Origin of the sequence: Fictibacillus sp. WQ 8-8, assembly GCF_024494405.1 — a bacterium.
In the GTDB taxonomy this organism is placed as follows: domain Bacteria; phylum Bacillota; class Bacilli; order Bacillales; family Fictibacillaceae; genus Fictibacillus_C; species Fictibacillus_C marinisediminis.
The window spans coordinates 49,754-74,335 of the sequence record NZ_JAMXKG010000005.1; the positions used below are offsets into that span (position 1 = coordinate 49,754).

The following is a 24,582-nucleotide window of genomic DNA, read 5'->3' on the forward strand; positions in this document are numbered from 1 at the left end:
ACTTGTCATGCTTTGTCCATTTTCTCCATATAAATGGGTTACACGGAAAACCGATGTCAAACTCATTTCTGATAAGAAAGTAGGGCCCGATATGTCAAAACAAACCCTTATCCAGGGAACACTGCTGCTCATTCTCGCCGGATTGATCACACGGATCCTTGGGTTTATCAATCGCATAGTTGTCGCCCGGGTGATGGGACAGGAAGGCGTCGGCCTTTATATGATGGCTGTGCCGACGATGCTATTAGCCATCACCTTGACACGAATGGGGCTTCCCATCGCCATCTCTAAACTAGTGGCCGAGGCCGATGCGAAAGGCGACCGCAAAAAGATCAAAAAGATACTGATCGTCTCCCTGGCCGTAACTGGTGTGCTCAGCATCATTTTTACAACTGCCATGATCGCGGCTGCTCCTATATTGTCTCATTATTTCTTTACAGACAAAAGAACCTTTTACCCTTTAATCGCAATTGCACCGGTAGTGCCCGTCATCGCTGCATCTTCTGTGCTGAGAGGATACTTTCAAGGACTTCAGAACATGCGTCCTTCCGCCTATTCCCAGGTCATTGAGCAGATTGTGCGGATTACTCTTGTAGCACTTCTTACCGGACTCTTTCTTCCTTATGGTGTCGAGTATGCAGCGGCCGGAGCGATGATCTCAGTTATCATCGGAGAGCTCGCTTCCCTTTTATATATGTTCTCCATGTTTAAGTTTAAAAAAAACATGAAGGTCCGAAAAGGATTTTTCGGACAGCTAAAAGGCGGTCGCTCCACATTAAACGAACTGCTCGGAATCGCTCTTCCGACCACCGGAAGCCAGCTGATTGGTTCTGTTTCTTACTTTTTTGAACCGATTGTGGTTGTTCGGAGTCTGGCGATTGCCGGGGTGAGCACCATTGCCGCAACAAGACAGTACGGGGAACTGGCAGGTTATGTCATTCCCTTGCTTTACTTGCCTACATTTATTACCTATTCGTTATCTGTTTCACTCGTCCCTGCCATCAGTGAAGCAAACGCCAATAAAAAGTATTCCTTGATTGAACACCGGCTGAATCAGTCTTTGCGGCTTTCCATGCTGTCTGGAGGCATCGCCGCGGTAATTACCTACGTGTATGCCGTTCCAATCATGGACCTTATGTATAACTCTCCTGCTTCTGCTTCTTATTTAAAGGTCATGACACCGCTGTTTTTCTTTTTATATTTTCAGGGGCCTCTTCAGGCAGTGTTACAGGCCATGAATCTTGCCAGAGCGGCTATGATGAACAGCCTGATCGGATCAGCCGTCAAACTTGCTGCTGTCTTTGCTCTTGCTACAAGGCCTGAATTCGGTATCATGGGTGTGGCTATGGCCATCGTTCTAGGCATCGTCGTAGTCACCCTCCTTCATTTTGCAAGTGTGGCCAAAGCGATCAGCTATACGATCAAAGCTAAGGATTTCATCTACGGTTTCTTTTCCATCATGATCACCGGATTTGTTTCACAGCTCATCTATACGTATATCTTCCCTCAGTTCTCAAGGGTGGCAGGAATGTGCCTCTGCCTCGTCTTAACAAGTATCGTTTATCTTCTTGCTCTGTTGTTTTTCCGCTTGGTGAAGAGAGAAGACCTCGCTCACCTTCCGCTAATTAAAAGATGGATTGCATAAAACAAAGCCTCTCGAACTCTAGAGAGGCTTTAATCATCTTTTTTGTCTACATACAGCGAGTCATTATTATTTATCGTACAGATAGAGATATTTTTTGTATCCTTGATTCCCATCTTGCGCAGTTCCTGGCGTAGCCATAAAGAGGTTTTATCCAGTTTTTTTAGATGGTCTTCCTGAATTTTCCCATCCAATATCACCGGGAACACCAGAGGGAGCGGGCTTACTGCTGAATTTGTTTTCCTGTCACACTCAACTTCTCTTGTAATGACGGAAAGCTTCCCTGTTGATTCCAGAATTCCAAATTCTACATCCGCCACATTCTTTATGTTGTTCTCCCTTAATTGAGTCAGCAGGTCATCAAAATTATAGCGCTGTTTTTTCATTTCAGATTCATTAATTTGTCCGTTCTCAATGATAATGGAAGGCTTGCCGTCAACGATCTCTCGAACCTTTTTGCTTTTTAATGAAAGGAACGCAAGGAAAATTTGAATGAGAAACAGTACAAAAATTCCAACCAGATGCTTAAGCATCGGTACTTTCGGATCTTCAATCGAGATGACCGCCAGTTCGGCGATCATAATGGAAACAACAAAGTCAAGTACAGATAATTTTCCAATTTCCCGTTTTCCCATCAGCCGAAATACGCCAATCAAAATAAAATAAACAAAGATGGTCCTCAAAATAATTGTATAATATTCCATTGCTTTCCCTCCTTTCATTTTCATCATAATTAGTTTGACCATCGTGATGAATGAACATGAGGCGAATGTTTTGGTAATTGAATTAAATAATGGGCATTTTCCAGGGAGAAGGACAAAAAATGTTCGTCTATTTTTCGGGACGGTGAATATGGATATAAGGAAGGCTTGTATGTAAAGGAGGACGAATCCAAGTGGCTGTTCGACATATGTTTTCTTCAATGATAAAAGGTGTTGCCACAATTTTAGTTGCCATTATCATAAGCAGTCTTATTCTTTCTCTTCTATTGCGGTTCACTTCTCTGACAGAATCATCTTTAAAATGGGTGACGACTGGTCTTTCCTTTCTTTCTCTCTTTATTGGAGGATTTCTTTCAGGTAAAAAGGGAAAAGAAAAAGGCATTATGCTTGGTTCCGGTACAGCCCTGCTTTTCTCCTTGCTCGTGTTTTTAGTACAATATTTAGGATACCAAACCACATTTACATCCATGCAGTACATGTATCACGGAATCTTTTTACTCCTTTGTATGCTGGGAGCCATCATGGGCGTCAATTTCAGCAGCCATAAATAGCTCAATAAAAAATGGCAGGAAGCAACGGGGCTTCTGCCATTTTTTATTTTTATTGTACTTCTCTTGATTCGCGGATCGCGTTACGGTCAAACGTAAGCGCTGAACCGTCCTTCGATTTGATAACCACCGTGTTTTCTTCCAGCACTTCAATCGTGCCGTGAAGACCGCCGATCGTTACGACGTAATCACCTTTTTTCAAGCCGCTCTGCATCGTTTTAACAGACTTTTGTCTTTTCTGCTGAGGTCTGATCAGCAAAAAGTAAAAAATGACAAACATCAGTAAAATTGGTAAAAGAGAACCTAAAGAACCCATTATTTTCACCCCTTTCTATTAGTTAAAGCCAGTTAAAAGTTTTTGGCGTCAGGTTTATTAAAGCCGTATTGTTCAAAAAATTCCTCACGGAAATCAAGCAGCCTGTCTTCGCGGATGGCCTGCTTCACCTGTTCCATTAAGTTTACCAAAAAATAAAGGTTATGGTAACTTGTGAGGCGGAAACCAAATGTTTCGTTGCTCTTCACCAGATGGCGGATATAAGCACGTGAATAGTTTCGGCACGTATAGCAATCACAATTTTCATCAAGAGGCCTGAAATCACGTGCATATTTCGCATTCCGGACGACGAGGCGGCCTTCACTTGTCATAAGCGTTCCGTTTCTTGCAATACGTGTAGGCAGTACGCAGTCAAACATATCAATACCGCGGATCGCTCCATCAATCAGCGAGTCAGGCGATCCGACACCCATTAAATACCTTGGTTTGTTGTCAGGCAGGTACGGCGTCGTAAACTCTAGCACTCGGTTCATAACATCCTTAGGTTCACCGACAGAAAGCCCGCCGACCGCGTAACCCGGAAAATCAAGAGAAACAAGGTCCTCTGCGCTTTGACGGCGTAGATCTTCGTATTCACCACCCTGAACGATTCCGAAAAGCCCCTGGTCATTCGGACGTTCATGGGAAGCCAGACACCTTTCAGCCCAGCGGCTCGTCCTTTCTACAGAGGATTTCATGTATTCATACTCAGCTGGATACGGCGGGCATTCATCGAATGCCATCATGATGTCCGAGCCTAAGGCATTCTGAATCTCCATGGCTCCTTCAGGACTCAGGAACAGCTTTTCTCCGTTCAGATGGTTCCTGAAATGCACGCCTTCTTCTGTGATCTTTCTCAAATCACTTAAGCTGAATACCTGAAAACCGCCGGAATCCGTTAAGATGGAACGGTCCCAGTTCATGAATTTATGAAGGCCGCCAGCTTCACGGATGATCTCATGTCCCGGACGAAGCCAGAGATGATACGTGTTGCTCAAAATAATATTGGCGCCAAGGTCTTTTAACTCCTCAGGGCTCATTGTTTTAACGGTAGCGAGTGTTCCTACCGGCATGAATACCGGAGTCTCAAATACGCCATGGGGCGTGTGGACTTTTCCGAGCCTCGCTCCTGACTGCTTACAAGTTTTGATTAATTCATACCGAACGGCTGCTGTCATGTTTGTACTCCCCTTCTAAAATCAGCATGGCATCTCCAAAGCTAAAGAAGCGGTACCGTTGACGCACAGCTTCATTATAGGCTTTCAGGACATTCTCGCGGCCCGCAAGCGCGCTGATCAGCATAATCAGTGTAGACTTAGGCAAATGGAAATTAGTAATCATTCCGTCAATCGCCTTAAAGCGATATCCTGGATAAATAAAGATATCCGTCCATCCGGAATCTTCTCGGAATTCTCCGTGTTTTCCAGCGACTGTCTCAAGGGTGCGGGTAGATGTGGTACCGACCGAAATAATTCGGCCGCCATTGTTTCTTACTTCATTCAAAAGTGCAGCCGTGCCTTTTGTCAGCTGGTAATACTCAGCATGCATGTCGTGTTCTTCGATGTCTTCAACAGAAACAGGACGGAAAGTTCCCAATCCCACATGAAGCGTGATAAAAGCAACATGAATCCCTTTGTTCTTTATCTCTTCAAGCAAGGATTCGGTGAAATGAAGACCCGCAGTAGGGGCTGCTGCGGACCCTTGGTGTTTAGCAAAAACCGTCTGATATCGCTCCCGCTCTTCCAGCTGCTCTTTTATATAAGGAGGCAGCGGCATTTCGCCAAGAGCGTCCAGAATTTCATAAAAAATACCCTCATATTCAAATTTAAAGGTACGCCCGCCCTGATCCGTTTCCTCCAGACAAACAGCTTTAAGCAGACCGTTTCCAAAAGAAACAACGGTACCCGGTTTCACTCTTTTTGCAGGTTTCACCAGTGTTTCCCACGTGTCGCTGCCTGTTTCTTTCAACAGCAAAATCTCAATCTTAGCCTTAGTGTCTTCTTTCTCACCAAGAAGCCTTGCCGGCAGTACTCTCGTATCATTCAGGACAAGACAGTCTCCCGGGTTCAAATAATGGATTATATTTTTAAATGTATTATGCTGTATCTGTCCGGTTACCGGGTCAAGCACCATGAGCCTTGAAGCCGTCCGGTCTTTCAGCGGTGTCTGAGCGATCAGCTCTTCCGGCAATTCAAAATCAAATAAATTGATGTCCATTTTCTTCTCCTGTTTCTCTAACTATTTAAAACGCCCGATCACATAAAATATCAAAGACAGCAAAATGCTGATGATAATGGATGTGACGATGGGAAAATAAAAAGTAGTGTTTCCTTTTTTAAAAACGATATCACCAGGAATCTTACCGACGAACGTCCACAAACCTCCAACGATGATCAAAATCACTCCCATTAAAATTAACAGCCGAGAAATCCCCATTAAGGGTTTGGCACCTCCATATTAAAATGCTCATAAGCAAGGGCAGTAACCACTCGCCCTCTTGGTGTTCTCTGTATAAAGCCAATCTGCAGCAGGTAAGGCTCATACACATCTTCAATCGTATGAGATTCCTCACCAATTGTAGCTGAAATGGTTTCAAGTCCTACCGGTCCGCCTTTATATTTGTGGATGATCCCCTGTAATAATTTATGGTCAATATGATCCAATCCTAAACGGTCGACCTGAAGCATTTCCAGCGCCCTGTTTGCCAGACTGATGCTGACACTGTCCCTTCCGTCAACCTGGGCAAAATCACGTACTCTTTTAAATAGGCGATTGGCAATCCTCGGCGTCCCTCTTGAACGGCGGGCTATCTCTTGGGCAGACGGCCTGTCAATCTTCATGCCAAATACTTCACTGGTCCGTGTAACAATTTCGGTTAAATCTTCATTATTGTAGTATTCCAGACGTGCCAGCACACCAAATCGGTCACGGAGCGGTGAGGACAGAGACCCGGCACGGGTAGTCGCCCCTACTAACGTAAACGGAGGCAGATCCAGCCGGACAGATCGAGCTGTTTCGCCCTTTCCGATTACAATATCCAGGCAGAAGTCTTCCATCGCGGAATAGAGCACTTCCTCGATCGCTCTTGATAGCCTGTGAATTTCATCAATAAACAGCACATCCCCAGGTTCAAGTGCTGTGAGGATAGCTGCCAGATCACCCGGCCGCTCAATAGCGGGTCCGCTTGTCGTTCTGAAATTGACGTTCATTTCTTTCGCAATGATAAATGCGAGCGTTGTTTTCCCAAGACCCGGAGGCCCGTATAGCAAAACATGGTCAAGGGCCTCATTTCTAAGCTTAGCCGCCTGAATAAAGATATTTAGATTTTCTTTTACTTTTTCTTGGCCTATGTATTGATGCAAATATTCCGGACGCAAACTCAATTCAAAAAAATCGTCCTTTGAGCTTTCACCCGATACTATTCTGTCGTCCAAAGCGATCACGCCCCTAATGGTTCACTAGCTTCTGCAGCGCTTTCCTTATGTACTGATCTGTTGTCAGATCTTCCTTTTTAAGGGAAGGCAGCACTTTATTAATTTCTTTCTTGGCATACCCTAAAGCCGTTAATGCTTCAACCGCTTCATCAAGCTGTTCAGAACTGTCGGAAACCTGGCCGGCAAATAATCCCTCCATTGGCTCTTCAGTGAAGATCGAAAGCTTTCCTTTAAGGTCCAATATCATCTGGCGGGCCGTCTTCTTCCCTACTCCCGGAAATTTCACAAGAAACCCTTCATCCTCAGCTTCAATGGCCCGGATCACTTGTTCTGGCTGTCCGAATGCCATGATGGCTAAGGCTCCTTTTGGGCCTATTCCTGATACGTTTAATAATTTTAAGAATAAATCTCGCTCTTTGCGTGTTTTAAACCCATACAGCGCGATCAAATCTTCCCTCACATAATGATATGTGTAGATCGTCTCAGCTTGACCGGGACGATAGATGAATGGATTCGGACAAAAAATTTGGTAACCAATCCCATTGGCTTCAAGAACTGCATATTCAGCAGACACGTGTTCAATCTTTCCATTTATATGTTCAATCAATCATGTTCTCTCCTTAAAAAAGCGACCATACGTTTCTGTCAGTATTGTATCACAGAGTCAGCCCGAACGGGGAGTTTAACACAAAAATCGCAATGCTTCTGTTCAAAGAAATAAAAAAAGAGAACAGAAAAAATCCTGTTCTCTAACGATTATTTTCGAAAGGTCGTTTAACTGCATTTCCTAAGTTGGTGCCTGCTTTTCCGATATCCGCCATAATTCCCTTGATGTCAGAGCTGACTTCATTGGTTGTTTTGCCGTCACGGAGATTATTATCTACGTTTTTGATTCGATTCACGATCGAGTCATCAGTTGTCACGCGAACATCCCGATTGGGAACCAGCTTTTTCACTTCTCTATACACTCTCTGATTGACAGCGCTTTTATCGTTTTCACTGGTATCTATTCCGACAATGACGTTGTTATCATTCAAAATAACGTGAGCATCGTCTACATTGTTCATACTGTTAACCCGGTTCCTGATCTTCTCGGCAAGCGCACCATCATAGTCCTCATGATACGTTACATTATGGTCGGTACGGTTATTATCCATCATGTCAGTAACAGGGCCTTTACTGCGGTCCAAATCACCGCGGTTGTCACCCTCGTTGGAATAATATCCGATCGGCCTTACATCATTATCGTTGCGGTCGAGCGCACCTTTGTTGTTGTTACAGCCCACCAGACCTGCTGTTAATGCAAGAACCGTTATTCCACTTAGTAAAATCTTCAATGCAAAAACCTCCTTTCACCACTAGAATGGCATTCGGAGGTTCTTTTTACTCTGTTACATACCGGTAAGACATATAATTTCTGGATATTACGTGGGATTCTTGACCAATTCCTGTATTGTTTTTATAAACTTTCTCCGGAACGGAAGATCTTCTTCTGTAAAGGCCGTCATTTCTTTGATCTGATCTTTCCCCGCTTCGAATGCACGATTCCATTCTCTGTATAGATCCGTCGGAAAAACAAGGGCGATTAAAAACCATTTTTTACGAAGAAGCGATTCCAGCTCAGGGTCTTGGCATTTTCGCAATATGGATGGGGACCAATCCCAATATGGCATGATCCGGTTTACATATTGAAGAATGTCATAATCATGCGGGACGACGGAAAACAGGTCGTAATCGATTAAGATTACGTTGTCCCCGCTTAAGCGCATAAAATTATGAGGAGCTACATCTCCGTGGCATACTTCACCCTTTTGTCTTGCGTTCTGTTCCATTTTTTCCAGTTCTCTTCGGTTCAATTTGCTCAATGACCATTTCCCCCACCCAATCATTTCCTGAAAAGCTTCACTCATCTCATGAGAAATATGATGTTTTTTACTATTTCTTTTAAAAGCATTAAATCGTTTGGTCCACTTTTCGATAAGTGAATAGCTCGATAGAAGCGAGAGATAGGAGTCAGACTGAAAGATACTCTGGCGGTGGAACTTTCGAATCGCATGGATTCCGTCTCTAATGTCCTTTTCGTCATTCAGATCAAGTTCATCACCTTTATAAAAAGGCATGATGCCCCAATACATGTTCTCATAGTAATGTATTTTCTTTCCGGTCGGAAAAGCCGTATATATTCCCATCATCGGACTTGATTGCTGAGAATACCACCGGGACAGCTTCAATTGCTCCTGACATTCTTCCTTTCTGGAGAACCCTTTAAGCACATAAGTTCCTGCTTTGGTTTCAATAATACAAACATTGTGTTTCACAAAATAATGGTTTTTAATATCCAGCCCTTTCTCAGTAAGGCTACTTAAGAAGAGACGCTTTCTTTTGAAACCGTCTCCGTATGAATTACTCTTCATCTTGATCTTGGCTGTCTAACGAGCCATCACGGTATTGCGCCTGTGAGTATGGATTTGGCATTCCTTGCATCTGACCCATTTGTCCTGCTGGGGGATTACCGCCGTAAGATACTTGCCCTCCGGACATATCACCATAACCTTGAGAAACTTGACCTGGCGGATATTCACCATACATTTGCTGACCCTGCATTCCTTGGCCCATCGGATGGCCGCCATATGGCTGAACTTGCATTCCCTGGCTCATCGGCTGGCTGCCATATGGCTGACCCTGCATTCCCTGACTCATCGGCTGGCTGCCGTATGGCTGAACTTGCATTCCCTGGCCCATCGGTTGGCTGCCATATGGCTGAACTTGCATTCCCTGGCTCATCGGCTGGCTGCCGTATGGCTGAACTTGCATTCCCTGGCTCATCGGCTGGCCGACGTATGGCTGAACTTGCATTCCCTGGCCCATCGGCTGACCTTGCATCGGCATAAACGTAGCATATGGATTTTGCTGCTGATCCTGCGATAGCATCATTCCGTGCTGGGATGCCATATTAGGCTGCTGTTGCATTCCAGTCTGAGGCATGCTGCTGTATCCCATCTGGCCTGAACCTGGCGCCCCCATACCCATTTGTAAACCGCCTGGGGGAACTTGAGGATAAGATCCTGCCTGCTGTCCCTGGCCTTGATAAGGCATGGCACTGAATGGCGGCATTCCTGCCCCTGCACCTCCATATACTGGAGCAGTGTACCCCTGAGGCTGTTCAAACATCGGCGGAACACCTGAAAACATCTGGTTCATTACAGAAGATGACTCTTCACCCAAGAATGGATGTTTATGCTGTTTCCCCATTCCAAACTGGTCTTTTCCATGGACGAGCCCCGGGGAAAGATAGGCAGGCGGCACATAGTTCATTTGAGGTTCTTTATAGTGAATCGGCTCGTGGTGATGTCCCCATTTCATATGTGAAGATGAGGATGATTCCATAAACGCCGCAAAATCTTTATGAGACATAGGGGCAAGCGGTTTTGGTGATTTCATGGACGATTCTTTGTAATCTTTTTTCGGAAGCAATGGATTAAATGGCATATCCTTTTTTGCCGGTGCCGGCTTTAACGGCATGATGGGTTCTGCTTTCATCGGCATTTTATGCTCGGCCTTTGGCGCCATTTTAGGTTCAGCTTTTAGGATTATCGGTGCTGCTTTTGCGATTATCGGTGCTGCTTTTGCGATTATTGGTGCTGCTTTTGGGATAATCGGTGCTGCTTTAGGCGGAGCTGGAATAGGTGCAGGTTTTGGCGGCGGTGGCGGCGGGGCTGGAACCGGAATTTCCTGAACTGGAGCTGCTGGCATTTCTTTTTTGGGCATTTCTTTTTTCTTCGGCTGCTCTTTTTTAGAGCCTGGCATCATAAACGGCATCTTTGCTTTCTCTCCGCGTCCGATCGGCACTTGTTCAGAAGGAATCTTTACTTTTGATCCTCTTTCAAGAGCGCCTGAAGATAAACCGAAATTCACTCTTCTTAATTCTTCAGAAGTTACATTATACTTATCGGCGATTTTTTCGAGAGTATCACCTTTTTGAACGATATGAATTCTCACGTAAACAAAACTCCCTCCTGCCAAATTTCTATACAGTATATGAGAATCTGGGCATTGTGCTACTACCTATTTCAGTAGTCGGTCTTTTACCAATTTATGCCCTGAAAATCAGCTGTATGACTTTGACAGGAAGGAGTCATCTACGCTCTTGCTAACATTCTCTCAAGAGCTTTTACTGCGTATTCAGTTGTTTCGCTGTCCACTGTTATGATGTTCTGAGGATCTCCCTGTGCGATTTTTTCAAGCGCATATGTCAGATGAGGAAGATCAATGCGATTCATCGTCAGACAGGGGCACATATTGGGATTTAAAGAAATTATCCGTTTATCCGGATGGTTTTTTTTCAGGCGGTTGACGAGATTCATCTCTGTCCCTATCGCCCAAGCGCTGTTTGGCTCAGCGTTTTGGATCGTCTGAATAATATAATGAGTGGAGCCCGCCATATCCGATTGCTGAACGACTTCATGGCTGCACTCTGGATGGACGATGACCTTCATCTCTGGATCGTTCACACGCAAGGATCGAATATTATCAACTGTGAATTTTTCATGGACCGAACAGTGTCCTTTCCAGAGAATCACTTTAACTGCATCCAGATCTCCGTCATATTCCAATTTATTAGCAATTGGATCCCATACTGCCATTTGCTCTAATGGAACACCCAGCGTATAGGCAGTGTTCCGGCCCAAGTGCTGATCGGGAAGAAAAAGGATTCTTTCTTTTTGTGCAAACGCCCATTCCAGCATTCGTTCTGCATTTGATGAGGTCACGGTTGCACCCCCATTCTTACCGCAGAATGCTTTGATGGCTGCCGTAGAATTGACATACGTGAGCGGCAGGAGCGTATCACCGAACAAGGACTGTAATCGGTCCCACGCTTTCTCTGTCTGATGGATATCCGCCATGTCCGCCATGGAACATCCGGCTCTCATATCCGGAAGGATCACTTTTTGATGAGATTCCGTCAGCATATCCGCTGTTTCCGCCATGAAGTGCACCCCGCAAAATACGATGAATTCCGCATCACGGTTATTGGCCGACTGCTGGGCGAGCTGGAGCGAATCTCCCGACGTATCCGCAAATTGAATCACTTCATCTTTTTGATAGTGATGTCCTGGAATATACAAACGGTCTCCGAGCTTCTTCTTAACTGCTCTGACCCGTTCGATCATCTCTTCTTCCGTCATCGTGAAATAGGTTTCAGGAATTCCGGATTTCAGCTTGAAGGCTTCCAGTAAGCTCATCTTTTAACCCCCCTGTAATGTTTAAACTGATGTCGAGTGATACCGCTGAGTGAGTGAGCAATCCAAGCGAAATAAAATTCACTCCTGTTTTCCCATAATGACGAAGTTCATCAAGGGATATGCCTCCGGAAGCTTCCGTAATGATATGACCAGGAACATGATGTTTCCATGCTCCAATCTCTTCTGGTGTGCGGTTATCGAACATAATCACATCCGCACCTGCGCTTACAGCTTCTTTCACCTGTTCAAGATTCTCTGTTTCTACTTCCACTTTCACCATGTGTCCCAGACTGGACTTCACAGTATTTACGGCTTCAGTTATACCGCCAGCCCGGGCGATATGATTGTCTTTGACCATCACCCCGTCATACAGGCCGAAACGGTGGTTATACCCTCCGCCGCAGCGGACAGCGTATTTCTCGAACATCCTGAGCCCTGGTGTGGTTTTACGCGTGTCGCAAATTTTCGTTGTTTCACTGTTTAGAACGGTTACTGCTTCATTCGTTAGCGTCGCTATCCCTGACATCCTCTGCACGAGATTCAGAATGACTCGTTCTCCGCCAAAAATAGCAGATGCAGGACCTTTCACCTCAGCAAGAATCTGTCCAGGTTTAATAACATCGCCGTCTTTCACATTAGGAACAACTGTACAATTTTCGCTTAGCAGCCGGTACCCTTCGGAAATCACATCCATTCCCGAAAATACACCGGATTTTTTAGCGATAAAGCGCGCTTCTGTCTCCTCATCCTCCGGAAACAGCAATCCGCATGTGATGTCCCCTTCTCCAAGATCTTCAAGAAAAAATTCCTGCAGCTGCTTTTTTAGCTTCAGCTTGTTCATTTTGATCCTTCTTTCTGTATACTTGTTTTTTCAGCCAGCAGTTATCATCGTTGGACGGAAAATCACTTCTGTAATGGCCGCCCCTGCTCTCTGTCCGCAAGCGAGCAGATGTAACGATCAGCCAGCCGGTTTGCAGCATGTTAATCCTTTCAATTTCATCGGGTTTACAGTGATAATCCGGCTTTTCTATGGAGAAATTTTCAAACCAGCGGATCGCTTCACCCAGGCCTTCCCTTGTCCGGACAATCCCTGCATACTGTGTCATTTGTCTTTGAATCTCATGTTTCTCCGGCCATCTTCTTTTCTGTTGTTCTGTATATTCCCATTTAACCGGGTACAGGGAGGCTTCATGCTCCTTCAAAGCCATAATCCTTGCAGCTGTCCGTTTGGCGAAGACTACACCTTCAAGCAGTGAGTTGCTCGCAAGCCTGTTGGCGCCATGCACGCCGGTTCGGGAAGCTTCCCCAACAGCATACAGATGAGGAACTGTCGTTTCCCCCCATTGGTTTGTGACCGCTCCTCCCATTGTAAAATGAGCACCCGGGGCAACAGGAATTCTGCCTTCGTTAAGTACAATTCCAGCGTTTCGGCAATTTGCTGTTATGGCAGGAAACCGGTTTGTGAAGCTTTTCACTTTTGAAACATCAAGAAAAATTTCATATCCCTTTTGAATGAATTCAAAAATAGTCCTCGAAACGATATCTCGAGGTGCCAAGTCACCCATCTCATGGACACCAGACATCAAGGGTGTTCCTTCGGAAGTAACCAATGTGCCCCCTTCTCCTCTTACCGCTTCCGATACTAAACCGAAAGATGCCCCATTCGTAAATAGCATCGTTGGATGAAACTGTATAAATTCCAGGTCAGAGAGTACCGCACCTGCTCGAAATGCAAGGGCGATGCTGTCTCCTGTAATGCTTTTGTCGTTGGAATTGACGGTATAAAGACCAGCTGCGCCTCCGGAAGCAAGAATGACAGAGTCTGCGAAATAAACAGTAATCTTACCGTCCGCATTCTTTGTCCAGGCACCAACGCATTTTCCTTGCTTAATGATAAGGTCCCCAGCTATTTCAAATTCTTTGACCGTAATATGATGTGAGATTCTTTGATAAAGGACATCAACTATTTTTGAACCTGTTCTATCACCGCCAGCATGGACGATCCGTGCCCGCCGATGTCCTCCTTCCCTGCCGAGCGTGAGACTGCCATCTTTGTTGCGGTCAAAGGGAACCTTCCAATCCTCCATCGTTCGGATCATGTCCGGACCTTCTTTGACCAGAATCTCGGTGAGAGTTTCTTCATTGTGAAAACTTCCTGCTTTTACGGTATCTATAAAGTGTTCAGCCCAGTGGTCTTCTTTTTCAGTGACCGCTGCGATCCCTCCTTGGGCATGATAAGAATTGCTGTTCTGGAAGGAAGACTTTGTGATGATTGTCACATTCTTATGCGAGCGTAAACATTCGGCTGTCATTAATCCAGCAATGCCGGAGCCGATAATGAGAACGTCTGTAGACTCTAGGTTCATGACGAAACCCCCGTTCATTTTCTTTACAGGTGTCTTGACACTTATATTTACATAGAATTACACTTATGACAAGAGTTTTTTACGAGAGGCGGTTTAAGAATGATTTATCTTGATTACGCAGCAACGACTCCTATATCAGAAGAAGCACTGTATGCTTTTACAGAAACAGCAAAAATGTACTTTGGAAATACCTCGAGCCTGCATGACCAAGGATCACAGGCTGCAGATCTGGTCAATCTGGCACGTGCTGAACTGGCCGGGATGATTGGCTGCAATAGTGAAGGGATCTACTTTACAGGAGGAGGGTCCGACGGTAATTTTCTTGCGCTCACAAGCCTTGCTTTTGGAAACAAGGAAAAAGGAAACCACATCATCACTTCACCGCTAGAGCATGGATCCGTGCAGCAGGCCCTTGCTTTTCTAGAAAATGAAGGCTTTGAAATCACCGTACTTCCTGTTGATCAGAACGGGAGGATCGCTTTAAACGATCTTCGCAGCGCCATTCGAAAAGAGACCATTCTCGCTACGATTACTCATGGAAACAGTGAGATAGGCGTTATCCAGCCATTAGGTGAAATCGGAGCTTTGCTGAAAGAAGAGAATGTCATTTTCCATAGTGACTGTGTCCAGACGTTCGGAAAGATCCCTCTTCATGCGGTGGAAATGAATATTGGTGCTCTTACTGTTTCTTCTCATAAAATTCATGGCCCTAAAGGTGTAGGTGCTGTATATATTTCCCCCACTCTCACCTGGCAGCCGCTGCTCAAGAACGGTACACATGAAAAAGGGTTTCGCCCTGGAACAATCAACACTCCGGGAATCGTTTCTTTTATTACAGCGGCAAGCAATCACGTGACTCGTATGGTAGAATGGAAGACAAATGTAGAAGAATTAAAAAACTACTTTCTTTCCCTGACAGAAGAAGATGAATGTTTAATCATTGAAGGAGACAGCCATACGACGCTGCCACATTTTCTGGCCATTCGTCTGAAAGGGATTGAAGGGCAGTATGTCATGCTAGAATTAAACCGCCAGAAGATCGCTGTTTCAACCGGTTCAGCTTGTAAAGCAGGAAAGCAGGAACCTTCCAAAACACTCCTTGCGATGGGGCGATCAGCGGATGAAGCACATGAACTCGTGCGGATTACACTCGGAAAAGAAACAACAAAAGAGGAAATTAAGGCTTTGGCTGCAGCCATCCATGATCTTACACAACGCTTTTATTATCAAACAGGGAGTTGAAAATGTGTAATGGAGACTCCAAAAAAACCAGGAGACGAAAGAAGAGACCTCATACTAAAGTGGTTAAAAGAGAGCAAGAGCCCGATCAAAGGCGGTGAACTCGCACTTAAAACAAATGTCAGCCGCCAGGTTATTGTTGGCGACATCTCGCTGTTAAAAGCAAAAAATGAACCGATTATCGCCACTTCCCAAGGATACCTCTATTTAAAAACGGAAGAAAAAGATGTTCCACATAGACATTTGATTGTTTCCAACCATTCTCCTGAGCAAACGAAAGATGAACTTTTTACAATTGTCGATCATGGAGTGACGGTTAAGAATGTAATTGTCGAACACCCGATTCACGGAGACCTGACTGCATCTCTTCTTCTCAGTACCCGAAAGGATGTAGAGGATTTTCTCGGCAAATTGTCATCAACAAACGCTGCATTGCTCAGTACATTAACAGAGGGCATCCACCTTCATATGCTCGAGGCACCAACGAAAGAGCAGCTGGATAACGTATGCAGGGAGCTTAAACAAAAAGGATATTTGCATTCATAAAAAAAGAGGACTGCAGCAAGATCTGCAGTCCTCCTTTTTTGTTGTTATGCCCCGGTTCCAATCACTTCGACTCGCTCTACAGCTTCCATACGATTCAATGTGGTCAGCAGTTCATTGATTTCACCACGAAGGCCGTTGGTTTCAATCGTCAGCATCACATTGGCTCTCCCTTGCAGCGGTATGGTCTGGTTAATGGTGAGCACATTGCAGCCAACAGAGGCAACAATGGTGAGAAGGCTTGACAACGCACCTGAACGGTCTTCGAGATTGATGGAAAGGGTGATGATCTTTTCTTTGATCATCGTATGAAAAGGAAAAATTCCATCCCTGTACTTATAGAACGCACTCCTGCTGAGGCCCACTTTTTCAGCAGCCTCCGCGACAGTTTTTACCTTGCCACGGTCTAACAAGGATTTTGCTTCAAGCGTTTTTTGCATGGATTCTGAAAGAACATCTTCCCTGACCATGTAAAATTGCCTTTCTTTCATATGTAACCTCCAAAACGGGCTTTTTCATAAGTATATCCAATGAGATAACCATATGTCTATCCCATATAGACAAAAAATAGACTGCCCTCAAGCGCAGCCTATTCGATAAATTCAAATTCATATTTCAAGATTCGGATGGTATCCCCGTGTTCCGCACCTTTTTCACGAAGCGCTTCGTCCACACCCATGGAACGCATCTGGCGTGCAAACCGTTTTACTGACTCGTCTCTTGTAAAGTCTGTCATTTTGAATAGTTTTTCGATCTTTGGTCCGTTGATGATAAATGTACCAGCAGAATCCCGTGTAATATAAAAACCGGACTCTTCCTTTTCGTGGCGGTACAGCACCCGGCTCTCTTCTTTTTCCTCATGGATCAGCGGGAACTCAGGTGTGTTTTCCAGAAGATCAGCTGTTGTGTAAAGGACCTCTTTTAATCCTTGTCTTGTAACTGCTGATATCGGATAAACAGGAATATCCTCAGATAGCCTCTGTTTAAATTCTTCCAGGTTTTCTTCCGCACCCGGAATATCCATTTTGTTGGCTACAACAATCTGCGGACGTTCTGTAAGCCTTAAATTGTATTGCTTTAGTTCTTCATTAATTTTAATGAAGTCCTCGTATGGATCTCTTCCTTCCATGCCGGACATGTCGATCACATGCAGGATAACCCTTGTCCGTTCAATATGGCGAAGGAACTGATGTCCGAGGCCAACGCCTTCATGCGCGCCTTCGATCAACCCTGGCAGGTCAGCCATCACAAAGCTTCTGCCGTCATCTACTGCCACTACGCCTAAATTAGGAGTGATGGTCGTAAAGTGGTATTCTGCAATCTTTGGCCTAGCCGCGGATACAACAGAAAGAAGCGTGGATTTCCCTACGCTCGGGAATCCAACAAGCCCAACATCCGCTAGTACCTTTAATTCTAAAACAACTTCTCTTTCTTCACCTGGTTCCCCGTTTTCCGAAAGCTCAGGAGCAGGGTTTGCCGGTGTAGCAAAACGGGTATTTCCCCGTCCTCCTCGTCCGCCTTTGGCAATAACAGCACGCTGTTCATGATGAACAAGGTCTGCTAGTACTTGTCCTGTTTCAGCATCTGTTACGACAGTGCCAGGTGGTACTTTTACGATCATATCTTCTGAATTTTTGCCATGCATGCCTTTGGACATGCCATGTTCACCGCGCTTGGCTTTAAAATGCTTGTTAAAGCGAAAGTCCATTAACGTACGTAGACCCTCTTCTACTTCAAAAATAACATTAGCGCCTTTACCGCCGTCTCCGCCGGCAGGTCCGCCGTTAGGTACGTATTTTTCACGGCGAAACGCAACCATTCCGTTTCCGCCGTCTCCGGCTTTCACAAAAATTTTGACCTGATCCACGAACATGTTTGCTCGCCTCCTTCTATAATTTCTTTACTGTTTCATCTGTAAAACAAGAAATACTTCATGGGGTTGAATATAGCTTTCGATTACGTCTAATAATTTATGTGCTGAAATGACATCCTTCAGCTCCGACTCAAATTCCTCTGTATTATGTATACTGCCCGTTAAGCGAAACATAAAAGCGGAAGGATGCTGTTGGTTTGAGATCGTGAAAACAAGCCGATTTTCAGCCAGCGGATTAACCGAGCGGTTCATGACGGCAAAAAGAGACTGGCAAGCCTCAAGGATGACCTTCCCAACCTTTGAGAGGTCTCTCGCCTCACCGGCAACTTCCGTTTCAAGTACAATGGGGTGTTTCAGCCAGTTGAAGGTTATGAGGTACTCTGCCAATTCAGGAACTTTCAAATTCATGAGGTTTGATTCGTGCCTGGAAATAAGAATGATTTCCTCGATAATCTCCTTTGCCCGTTCGGTCCGACCCATAGATAGGTTTGCCTTAATAAGCTGGAGCTGATTGAGCCAGTCATGGCGGGCATGCCTTAATAATTCTAACGTTGACCAATCTTTACCCATATTTGCACTCCTGTTTGAATAGTTAAATTGCCATTTCCTCTGCTTCAATGGTATTAGACCCAAAAGCCTGTTAATAAATACCCATTTACAAAAGAAAAAGCTCTAACCAACCCGGTTAGAGCTATCTTCTTACGCTTCGTTTGCGATTGGGTATACACTTACTTGTTTGCGGTCACGTCCAAGACGCTCAAAACGAACAACTCCGTCCACTTTCGCAAAAAGAGTGTCATCTCCGCCACGGCCAACATTCATACCAGGATAGATTTTTGTACCGCGCTGACGGTAAAGAATAGATCCGCCTGATACCATTTGACCATCCGCTCTCTTAGCACCAAGGCGCTTTGATTGGGAATCACGACCGTTCTTTGTGCTACCTACTCCCTTTTTGGAAGCAAAGTATTGAAGGTTTAATTTTAGCATTCGTCCCACCTCCTCATTCGGTGTTTTGCAGCAAACCAAGACTATGCTTGTTTTTCCTGCAATGAAATAAATCGACCATAGTCGTTTTCGATTGTTTTTAAGGAAACAACCATACCTTCCAGAAGAAGCTGCACTTTTTCATGGATATGGTCTTCAAGATGATCCGGAGCACGGAAAATCAGGTAGCCTCCATCCTGTTGTGTTTCCACATCAGGTGTAATGCTGCACAGGACTTCCATCGCATTGATCGCTCCAAAAGAGACGGCTGATGCACCGGCACAGACAAGATCTTGTCCATAAGGGCCGGAATCGGCATGTCCACTCATTGAAAACGAACGAATGTGATGCTGTTCATCTCTGTAGATGGTTACCTTAATCATTGGAATTAACCGTTGATTTTGTCGATAACTACTTTAGTGTAAGGCTGACGGTGACCTTGTTTACGACGGTAGTTCTTTTTCGCTTTGAACTTGTAAACGACCACTTTTTGGCCTCGGCCATGTTTTTCAACTTTACCTGTTACAGTCACTCCATCAAGCAAAGGAGCTCCTACTTTCAGGCTGTCTCCACCAACCATAAGAACATCCTCGAATGTTACAGTATCGCCAGCTTCCACATCAAGCTTTTCAACATAGATCACTTGACCTTCTTCAACTCTTACTTGTTTGCCACCAGTTTGAATAATTGCGTACATCACGTGCACCTCCTTGTAAACTCAGACTCGCCATCACAGGTGCTTATGTAAGCTTGAAAACCTGTTCCTGAGCGGTTGGAGCGGGTGCTCCAATAAACTAACAGAAGAATCATACCATGTTGTGTTCTGCCATGTCAATTTATCTTTTCATTCTTTCTTCAATTTCATTAATCGGCCCGATATGGCGGATAGCATAGGATGGGATGGAATCGTGGCCGCTTTCACTTATATAAATCCGATACGAGAGAAGCGACTCAAGATTTTGAAGATGTTCACTGTCTATCCCTCTTAAATGGCGGGCTACTTCAGGAGTAGCTTCGATCCACAGAGCTTCATCATCCATGTGGCGGTATTCCCGCAGCGCCAGTTCTGCCTGATTGGCGACTGTTCTTGCAGACTGCACCCTGCCTGTGCCCTTACAGACAGAACAAGGCTCGGTCAGTACATGGAACAGTGGCTTTTTCTCTTTTTTGCGAGTCATTTCAAATACGCCCATTCGGGTAAATCCGTGAACCACGGTAGTTGTTCCATCGAGAGCAAGTGCAGCTTTTAAAGCTTCCTCTACACGCTGCTGATCCTCTGGCTCGTTCATCGTAATGAAATCAATGACAATCATGCCGGAAATGTTTCTAAGCCGAAGCTGTTTCGCAATCTCCTCAGCCGCTTGAAGGTTCGTTTGAAGAACAGTCTCCCTCCGGCTTGATTTCCCTGTGAATTTATCCGTGTTAACATCAATAACAGACATGGCTTCGGTGTGATCAATCCGCAATGAACCTCCGTTTTTGAGCCAGACATGCGGTCGGAGTGCTTTTTCCCATTGTGCGTCAACTCCGTAATAGGAGAAGATATTCTCCTTCCCGCTGTACAAAACGATATTCTTTTGAAGCAGCGGAAAAGGCTTGGCCAGCCAGATCAGTTTCCTGAATTCCGCTCCGTCATCAATGATGATCTCCGTTTCGTCTTCATACGCATGGTCACGGATAATCTTATTCAGATAATCACCTTCATCATGCAAAAGAGCAGGAGCTGCCGCTTGTTCCGCCCGTGCCGCCAGATGGCGGTGCCTCTCTACAAGTCCGTCGAACTCCGCTTGTATATCATCTTCCGATTGTCCCGTGCATGCGGTACGAAAAATCACGCCATCTTCGCCCTTCACAAGAGAATGGCCAAATAGACGCCATTTTTCCTTCTCGTTCCTGCTCATTTTCTTGGATACACCGATATGAGAAGCGTTCGGAAGGAAAACAAGCCGTGAGCCCGGGATTGCCAGCATCCCGGTCAGCCTCGCTCCCTTTGAATCTGTTTCTTCCTTTATTACCTGGACGATCAGTTCTTCCCCCTCTTTCACAAAAGAACTGATGGATGTCCCTTTCTTATCTTCTGGTGCCATATACATCTGATGATAGGAAAGCAGGTCATCACGATGAATGAATCCGTTCTTCTCAGCTCCAATGTCCACAAAGGCCGCCTGCATGCCAGGCAGCACTTTCTTTACCCTGCCTTTATAGATGCTTCCAGGTACAGTCTGATCGGACGAATCATCAACTTGAAGTTCTATCGCTTCATCGAAATCCATGACTGCTGTTCTTTTGATTTGGGTTAAAGCATTAATAATAATTTTTTTCACATCTACTTACCTCGCTTACGTCACTCATCCTTTTATTTTAACGAAAAAGATGTCCGATTGCACATCTGACCTGATTGGATGAAAAAAACATGTTAAGCACCTGCTTCTCTTCCACGATCCTGTTTGTTTCCGAAGCCTGGATGACGATAAAATGACGGACCCCTTTTCGAAACAGACTGATGACGTCATAAAGCGCTGCATCCGAGGGAACATGTATGGGCTTTGTCAGCCAGCCCGATCTCCTGTCATCCACAATCCTCGACATCAAGAAACGAAGGAAGACAAACTGCCGCCTTTTCCACTCGATATAATGAGAGACACCAAGGAAGATCGTCACGAACCATAGATTTAAATGCAGGGGATCCCGGGGTAAAAATGAAAAGAACAGGATCAGCATGATGGAGAAAGAGGTTAATAAAAATACAGTATGTGCTTTTTTAAATGGAAAAATGCTGGCTGCAGCGGCAAACATCAGTTTTCCTCCATCAAGGGGCCATACCGGCAGCAGATTAAAAACCAGAAGAGTTACGTTCATTTTAATAAACCACTCAAAGTCCTGAGGATTCCACCAGCCAAGCTGAAATAAGAAAAAAGCGGCCAGCATAAGCCAGAGATGCTGCACAGGGCCCAGCAGGGTAACGATCACTTCTTCACGGAACGGCCGGTTTCCATGTTCCTCTACTTCCGCAACTCCGCCAAACGGAAAAAGTTCGATTTTCTTTACACGCCATTGAAAAAGATGGGCCCCCGCATAATGACCCATCTCATGTATAAAAACTGCCAGAAACAGCAATATGATTTCACGAAAATGTCCGGTGATGATTGAGAGCCCAATGATTAGCCAAAAAAGGGGGTTAATCTTTACTTTGCTGAAAAATTGAAAAACAGGATTATTCAAAAGGGATCACCTTGCTCGGATCAACAAATGTGTTGCCTTTTTTCAGGGCAAAGTAAAATTTACCTGTTTTTCCGTCCTTATTCGGTGTCACTTTACCAAGGTGTTTTTTGCTTTCCATATAGCTGTAGAGCTTTACATCGGGATCAATGCTGTCCAACTCGCCATACCAAGATTCTTCCCCATTGCTGTGCTGAATGACGACGGTATTTCCAAGGTCTTTCTTTTTGCCGATAAAAATGACATATCCTTCTTTTACGGTATCCACGTTCGATGTTTTTCCCGTCTCCATCATAATGCCTTTTCCGTTCGTCTCAAAGGATTCATACACTCTTCCAGATGCAGGCTGGGCATAATCTTCGTTTTTATTTGCAGCTGTTGCATTCTTGCCTGGTTCAATTTGTTTTTCAGGCAATAACGCCAGTGGTTTCCCAAATTGATTCTCGTACCATTTTTTCGCGGCTGCAAACTGAAACTCACTGTGGTACATTTTCTTAATCAAACTCTGCCCTTTTGCCGAAAGCTCACTGTCATTTTTAAATAGAATTCCCGCCCCAAGAAAAAGGCACACGGACATCATGATCTGAAATAAAAAGAACGACCCGTTAAATCGGGGGCCTTTCTTCTTTTCCTCCATTGAAGCTGTACTCCCTGTATACAAGCTGGTTCTGAACGTTTCATTCTCTCCTTGAGCAAGCCTGTCTGCATACCGCCGTCTTATATCATCCGCACTGTTTCTCATCATCCATTCCTCCGCATCATGTTATACCACATCTTATGACTTGTCCGCGGGCCTTATGACAGAGGAAGAAAGGGTCTTTGCCTGAAGAATAAAAAATCCTCCAAGTCCGGGGAAGGGCAGATGGACTGCCTCCCTTTCAATGAAGGAAATTCGGGAATGAATTATCTCATTCCCAGCAACGTTTTAATTTTTGAGAAGAATCCTTTTTCCTCATCAATCGTAGTCAGAGGGACAGATTCTCCAAGAATTCGTCTTGCGATATTTCGATAGGCGATGGACGCTTTGCTATCGGGGTTCATCGCGATCGGTTCACCTTTATTTGCCGCTTTGATGACATTCTCATCATCAACGACCACGCCGATCAGCTCAATGGCAAGGATGGATACAATCTCATCCACATCAAGCATGTCACCGCTTTTAGCCAGGTGGTTTCGTACTCGGTTAACGATCAGTTTAGGAGCTTCCACTTCTTCTTGTTCAAGCAGCCCGATAATACGGTCAGCATCACGAACCGAAGAAATTTCAGGATTTGTCACCACGATGGACTTGTCCGCACCTGCAACTGCATTCTTGAATCCTTGTTCGATACCAGCAGGACAGTCGATGATGACGTAATCATAATCCTGTTTTAATTCTGTAATGATTTTCTTTATCTGTTCCGGTTGAACGGAGCTTTTATCCTTGGTCTGCGCGGCAGGAAGAAGGAATAAACATTCAAACCGTTTATCTTTAATCAGCGCCTGGTGAAGCTTGCAGCGCTCTTCGACGACGTCAACCAGATCATAAATGATTCGATTTTCCAGACCCATTAACACATCCAGATTGCGAAGGCCGATGTCAGTATCAACAAGACATACTTTTTTACCAGAAAGGGCAAGGGACGTACCGATATTCGCAGAAGTCGTAGTTTTACCGACTCCCCCTTTCCCAGAAGTAATGACTATTGCCTCTCCCATGATTCATTCCCCTTTCTTACTATAAACGATTCAAATTGGGCCTGATTCTATGTACTGTACTGATTCGGTCAATCAAAATTTGATTTTCTTCATCAGAAATATAGGCGCATTCCATTTCATGCCCAATTTCCGGATAATGGTCAGGCGCCCGGCTGATCAGATCCGCAATTCTTAGCTGAGTGGGTTTCATGACAGAAGCGGCAATAACCGCTTCACGGTTACCGGATGATCCTCCGTGGGCGATGCCTTTTAACGAACCCATCACAAAAATATTGCCGGTTGCCATTATCGTGCCGCCTGGATTTACATCTCCGATCAGCAAAAGATCCCCCTGAACACTTAACACCTGGCCGGAACGGATGACTTTTGAAACTCTCATGATCTGAGCTTCTTTCTTCATTTCCTCCGCTTCAGCCACCGTAATGACATTGGATTCAAACCGCTTGATGTCCAGGTTCTGCTTTTGTCCGATAATTCCACGCACCAGCTCCGACTGCTGGTCTGATAAATACCGGTTGCCGGTTTTGACAATGACTGAAATAAGCGGTCCATTCAGCAACTGTCCATGGTCGTCGGATAATTTATCATGTAGCTCCTCGACCAGCTGCTCAAATGAGCATAGGTCGTCCAACAGCAGGACAAGACCGTCTTTCGTGCCTTTTATTGTAACATTATGTTGGAGTTTTTGTGCCATTGCCATCGTTCACCTCAACATACTTTCATTCGACAACTTTTTAAATAATCCTCTTTTTATG

The 24,582-nt window shown here is 44.9% G+C and carries 28 protein-coding genes and 1 other annotated feature; of the genes, 4 read left to right on the forward strand and 24 right to left on the reverse strand.

Features of this window, described 5'->3' with window-relative positions; genetic code table 11:
- Nucleotides 1–91 precede the first annotated feature (91 nt).
- Nucleotides 92–1,645, forward strand: a complete 1,554-nt coding sequence (gene spoVB, locus M1K46_RS12195) for a stage V sporulation protein B (protein ID WP_256226185.1) — start codon at nt 92–94, stop codon at nt 1,643–1,645.
- A gap of 29 nt (nt 1,646–1,674) precedes the next feature.
- Here spoVB and M1K46_RS12200 read toward each other — a convergent pair whose 3' ends face one another.
- On the reverse strand, nt 1,675–2,346 hold the full coding sequence (locus tag M1K46_RS12200; protein ID WP_256226186.1) for a DUF421 domain-containing protein: 672 nt from the start codon (nt 2,344–2,346) through the stop codon (nt 1,675–1,677).
- A 206-nt stretch (nt 2,347–2,552) separates the two neighbouring features.
- Here M1K46_RS12200 and M1K46_RS12205 point away from each other — a divergent pair, with 206 nt between their 5' ends.
- Complete coding sequence (locus M1K46_RS12205) at nt 2,553–2,915, forward strand: TIGR04086 family membrane protein (RefSeq protein ID WP_053358516.1); 363 nt, start codon at nt 2,553–2,555, stop codon at nt 2,913–2,915.
- Between the two features lie 49 nt (nt 2,916–2,964).
- On the opposite strand, the gene yajC is transcribed toward M1K46_RS12205, so the two are convergent.
- The 12 genes from yajC to nadB all read right to left on the reverse strand — a co-directional run bounded on the left by yajC (nt 2,965) and on the right by nadB (nt 14,268).
- On the reverse strand, nt 2,965–3,228 hold the full coding sequence (gene yajC, locus M1K46_RS12210) for a preprotein translocase subunit YajC (protein ID WP_053357720.1): 264 nt from the start codon (nt 3,226–3,228) through the stop codon (nt 2,965–2,967).
- Between the two features lie 32 nt (nt 3,229–3,260).
- On the reverse strand, nt 3,261–4,403 hold the full coding sequence (tgt, locus tag M1K46_RS12215; protein ID WP_053357719.1) for a tRNA guanosine(34) transglycosylase Tgt: 1,143 nt from the start codon (nt 4,401–4,403) through the stop codon (nt 3,261–3,263).
- Entirely contained in the window at nt 4,381–5,442 is a 1,062-nt protein-coding gene (queA, locus tag M1K46_RS12220) for a tRNA preQ1(34) S-adenosylmethionine ribosyltransferase-isomerase QueA (protein ID WP_256226188.1), read from the reverse strand. Before queA ends, tgt begins: the two co-directional genes overlap by 23 nt.
- A gap of 21 nt (nt 5,443–5,463) precedes the next feature.
- Nucleotides 5,464–5,661 carry a DUF2905 domain-containing protein gene (locus M1K46_RS12225; RefSeq protein ID WP_256226189.1) on the reverse strand — a complete coding sequence of 66 codons (198 nt, stop codon included), beginning with the start codon at nt 5,659–5,661 and terminating at the stop codon, nt 5,464–5,466.
- A complete protein-coding gene (ruvB, locus tag M1K46_RS12230) occupies nt 5,661–6,659 on the reverse strand; it encodes a Holliday junction branch migration DNA helicase RuvB (RefSeq protein WP_256226190.1) in 999 nt (332 codons plus the stop codon). Before ruvB ends, M1K46_RS12225 begins: the two co-directional genes overlap by 1 nt.
- A 13-nt stretch (nt 6,660–6,672) precedes the next feature.
- A complete protein-coding gene (gene ruvA / locus M1K46_RS12235) occupies nt 6,673–7,266 on the reverse strand; it encodes a Holliday junction branch migration protein RuvA (protein ID WP_256226191.1) in 594 nt (197 codons plus the stop codon).
- Nucleotides 7,267–7,408: 142 nt separating this feature from the next.
- Nucleotides 7,409–7,996 carry a YhcN/YlaJ family sporulation lipoprotein gene (locus M1K46_RS12240; RefSeq protein WP_256226193.1) on the reverse strand — a complete coding sequence of 196 codons (588 nt, stop codon included), beginning with the start codon at nt 7,994–7,996 and terminating at the stop codon, nt 7,409–7,411.
- 87 nt (nt 7,997–8,083) lie between these two features.
- Nucleotides 8,084–9,073 (reverse strand): phosphotransferase, encoded by a 990-nt coding sequence (locus M1K46_RS12245; RefSeq protein WP_256226194.1) that lies wholly within the window; start codon nt 9,071–9,073, stop codon nt 8,084–8,086.
- Complete coding sequence (locus M1K46_RS12250; RefSeq protein ID WP_256226195.1) at nt 9,063–10,658, reverse strand: LysM peptidoglycan-binding domain-containing protein; 1,596 nt, start codon at nt 10,656–10,658, stop codon at nt 9,063–9,065. The genes M1K46_RS12245 and M1K46_RS12250 overlap by 11 nt, the downstream gene beginning before the upstream one ends.
- A 140-nt stretch (nt 10,659–10,798) precedes the next feature.
- On the reverse strand, nt 10,799–11,902 hold the full coding sequence (gene nadA / locus M1K46_RS12255; protein WP_256226200.1) for a quinolinate synthase NadA: 1,104 nt from the start codon (nt 11,900–11,902) through the stop codon (nt 10,799–10,801).
- Nucleotides 11,859–12,743: a carboxylating nicotinate-nucleotide diphosphorylase gene (gene nadC, locus M1K46_RS12260; RefSeq protein WP_062234178.1), complete on the reverse strand. Its 885-nt coding sequence runs from the start codon at nt 12,741–12,743 to the stop codon at nt 11,859–11,861. The genes nadA and nadC overlap by 44 nt, the downstream gene beginning before the upstream one ends.
- The gene (gene nadB, locus M1K46_RS12265) at nt 12,697–14,268 is read right to left on the reverse strand and encodes an L-aspartate oxidase (protein ID WP_256226201.1); all 1,572 of its coding nucleotides are present in this window, start codon (nt 14,266–14,268) and stop codon (nt 12,697–12,699) included. The genes nadC and nadB overlap by 47 nt, the downstream gene beginning before the upstream one ends.
- A 99-nt stretch (nt 14,269–14,367) precedes the next feature.
- Between nadB and M1K46_RS12270 the strand changes: the two genes are divergently transcribed.
- Nucleotides 14,368–15,510 carry an IscS subfamily cysteine desulfurase gene (locus M1K46_RS12270; protein ID WP_256226203.1) on the forward strand — a complete coding sequence of 381 codons (1,143 nt, stop codon included), beginning with the start codon at nt 14,368–14,370 and terminating at the stop codon, nt 15,508–15,510.
- A 9-nt stretch (nt 15,511–15,519) separates the two neighbouring features.
- The gene (locus M1K46_RS12275) at nt 15,520–16,053 is read left to right on the forward strand and encodes a transcription repressor NadR (RefSeq protein WP_256226206.1); all 534 of its coding nucleotides are present in this window, start codon (nt 15,520–15,522) and stop codon (nt 16,051–16,053) included.
- Between the two features lie 44 nt (nt 16,054–16,097).
- Here the strand turns inward: M1K46_RS12275 and M1K46_RS12280 are convergent, their stop codons facing one another.
- From M1K46_RS12280 to minC, 11 genes are all read right to left on the reverse strand, one after another.
- Nucleotides 16,098–16,541, reverse strand: coding sequence for an ACT domain-containing protein (locus tag M1K46_RS12280; RefSeq protein WP_053357706.1), 444 nt, complete (start codon nt 16,539–16,541; stop codon nt 16,098–16,100).
- Between the two features lie 98 nt (nt 16,542–16,639).
- A complete protein-coding gene (obgE, locus tag M1K46_RS12285) occupies nt 16,640–17,923 on the reverse strand; it encodes a GTPase ObgE (RefSeq protein ID WP_053357705.1) in 1,284 nt (427 codons plus the stop codon).
- Between the two features lie 27 nt (nt 17,924–17,950).
- Nucleotides 17,951–18,493, reverse strand: a complete 543-nt coding sequence (locus tag M1K46_RS12290; protein ID WP_256226207.1) for a Spo0B C-terminal domain-containing protein — start codon at nt 18,491–18,493, stop codon at nt 17,951–17,953.
- Between the two features lie 129 nt (nt 18,494–18,622).
- Nucleotides 18,623–18,913, reverse strand: a complete 291-nt coding sequence (rpmA, locus tag M1K46_RS12295) for a 50S ribosomal protein L27 (protein ID WP_053357703.1) — start codon at nt 18,911–18,913, stop codon at nt 18,623–18,625.
- 41 nt (nt 18,914–18,954) lie between these two features.
- A complete protein-coding gene (locus M1K46_RS12300; protein ID WP_256226208.1) occupies nt 18,955–19,293 on the reverse strand; it encodes a ribosomal-processing cysteine protease Prp in 339 nt (112 codons plus the stop codon).
- A 5-nt stretch (nt 19,294–19,298) separates the two neighbouring features.
- Nucleotides 19,299–19,607 carry a 50S ribosomal protein L21 gene (gene rplU, locus M1K46_RS12305; RefSeq protein ID WP_053357701.1) on the reverse strand — a complete coding sequence of 103 codons (309 nt, stop codon included), beginning with the start codon at nt 19,605–19,607 and terminating at the stop codon, nt 19,299–19,301.
- Between the two features lie 13 nt (nt 19,608–19,620).
- Nucleotides 19,621–19,694: a sequence feature (ribosomal protein L21 leader region), on the reverse strand.
- A 52-nt stretch (nt 19,695–19,746) separates the two neighbouring features.
- Nucleotides 19,747–21,234 carry an Rne/Rng family ribonuclease gene (locus M1K46_RS12310; protein ID WP_256226209.1) on the reverse strand — a complete coding sequence of 496 codons (1,488 nt, stop codon included), beginning with the start codon at nt 21,232–21,234 and terminating at the stop codon, nt 19,747–19,749.
- 37 nt (nt 21,235–21,271) lie between these two features.
- Entirely contained in the window at nt 21,272–22,132 is an 861-nt protein-coding gene (locus M1K46_RS12315) for a M50 family metallopeptidase (RefSeq protein ID WP_062234155.1), read from the reverse strand.
- On the reverse strand, nt 22,125–22,874 hold the full coding sequence (locus M1K46_RS12320; protein WP_082316188.1) for a M23 family metallopeptidase: 750 nt from the start codon (nt 22,872–22,874) through the stop codon (nt 22,125–22,127). The genes M1K46_RS12315 and M1K46_RS12320 overlap by 8 nt, the downstream gene beginning before the upstream one ends.
- Before the next feature lie 158 nt (nt 22,875–23,032).
- Nucleotides 23,033–23,827: a septum site-determining protein MinD gene (gene minD / locus M1K46_RS12325; RefSeq protein ID WP_053357697.1), complete on the reverse strand. Its 795-nt coding sequence runs from the start codon at nt 23,825–23,827 to the stop codon at nt 23,033–23,035.
- Nucleotides 23,828–23,846: 19 nt separating this feature from the next.
- On the reverse strand, nt 23,847–24,521 hold the full coding sequence (gene minC / locus M1K46_RS12330) for a septum site-determining protein MinC (RefSeq protein ID WP_053357696.1): 675 nt from the start codon (nt 24,519–24,521) through the stop codon (nt 23,847–23,849).
- Nucleotides 24,522–24,582 lie beyond the last annotated feature (61 nt).

Bases quoted from the DNA above. Each gene is read 5' to 3' on its own strand.
- rplU (WP_053357701.1), bottom strand. From the start codon at position 19,607: ATGTACGCAATTATTCAAACTGGTGGCAAACAAGTAAGAGTTGAAGAA.
- queA (WP_256226188.1), bottom strand. From the start codon at position 5,442: ATGGACATCAATTTATTTGATTTTGAATTGCCGGAAGAGCTGATCGCT.
- nadB (WP_256226201.1), bottom strand. From the start codon at position 14,268: ATGAACCTAGAGTCTACAGACGTTCTCATTATCGGCTCCGGCATTGCT.
- M1K46_RS12270 (WP_256226203.1), top strand. From the start codon at position 14,368: ATGATTTATCTTGATTACGCAGCAACGACTCCTATATCAGAAGAAGCA.
- M1K46_RS12300 (WP_256226208.1), bottom strand. From the start codon at position 19,293: ATGATTAAGGTAACCATCTACAGAGATGAACAGCATCACATTCGTTCG.
- yajC (WP_053357720.1), bottom strand. From the start codon at position 3,228: ATGGGTTCTTTAGGTTCTCTTTTACCAATTTTACTGATGTTTGTCATT.
- rpmA (WP_053357703.1), bottom strand. From the start codon at position 18,913: ATGCTAAAATTAAACCTTCAATACTTTGCTTCCAAAAAGGGAGTAGGT.
- minC (WP_053357696.1), bottom strand. From the start codon at position 24,521: ATGGCACAAAAACTCCAACATAATGTTACAATAAAAGGCACGAAAGAC.
- M1K46_RS12200 (WP_256226186.1), bottom strand. From the start codon at position 2,346: ATGGAATATTATACAATTATTTTGAGGACCATCTTTGTTTATTTTATT.
- M1K46_RS12245 (WP_256226194.1), bottom strand. From the start codon at position 9,073: ATGAAGAGTAATTCATACGGAGACGGTTTCAAAAGAAAGCGTCTCTTC.
- M1K46_RS12275 (WP_256226206.1), top strand. From the start codon at position 15,520: ATGGAGACTCCAAAAAAACCAGGAGACGAAAGAAGAGACCTCATACTA.
- nadC (WP_062234178.1), bottom strand. From the start codon at position 12,743: ATGAACAAGCTGAAGCTAAAAAAGCAGCTGCAGGAATTTTTTCTTGAA.
- spoVB (WP_256226185.1), top strand. From the start codon at position 92: ATGTCAAAACAAACCCTTATCCAGGGAACACTGCTGCTCATTCTCGCC.
- M1K46_RS12205 (WP_053358516.1), top strand. From the start codon at position 2,553: ATGTTTTCTTCAATGATAAAAGGTGTTGCCACAATTTTAGTTGCCATT.
- minD (WP_053357697.1), bottom strand. From the start codon at position 23,827: ATGGGAGAGGCAATAGTCATTACTTCTGGGAAAGGGGGAGTCGGTAAA.
- nadA (WP_256226200.1), bottom strand. From the start codon at position 11,902: ATGAGCTTACTGGAAGCCTTCAAGCTGAAATCCGGAATTCCTGAAACC.
- obgE (WP_053357705.1), bottom strand. From the start codon at position 17,923: ATGTTCGTGGATCAGGTCAAAATTTTTGTGAAAGCCGGAGACGGCGGA.
- M1K46_RS12225 (WP_256226189.1), bottom strand. From the start codon at position 5,661: ATGGGGATTTCTCGGCTGTTAATTTTAATGGGAGTGATTTTGATCATC.
- M1K46_RS12280 (WP_053357706.1), bottom strand. From the start codon at position 16,541: ATGAAAGAAAGGCAATTTTACATGGTCAGGGAAGATGTTCTTTCAGAA.
- M1K46_RS12290 (WP_256226207.1), bottom strand. From the start codon at position 18,493: ATGGGTAAAGATTGGTCAACGTTAGAATTATTAAGGCATGCCCGCCAT.
- tgt (WP_053357719.1), bottom strand. From the start codon at position 4,403: ATGACAGCAGCCGTTCGGTATGAATTAATCAAAACTTGTAAGCAGTCA.
- M1K46_RS12320 (WP_082316188.1), bottom strand. From the start codon at position 22,874: ATGATGAGAAACAGTGCGGATGATATAAGACGGCGGTATGCAGACAGG.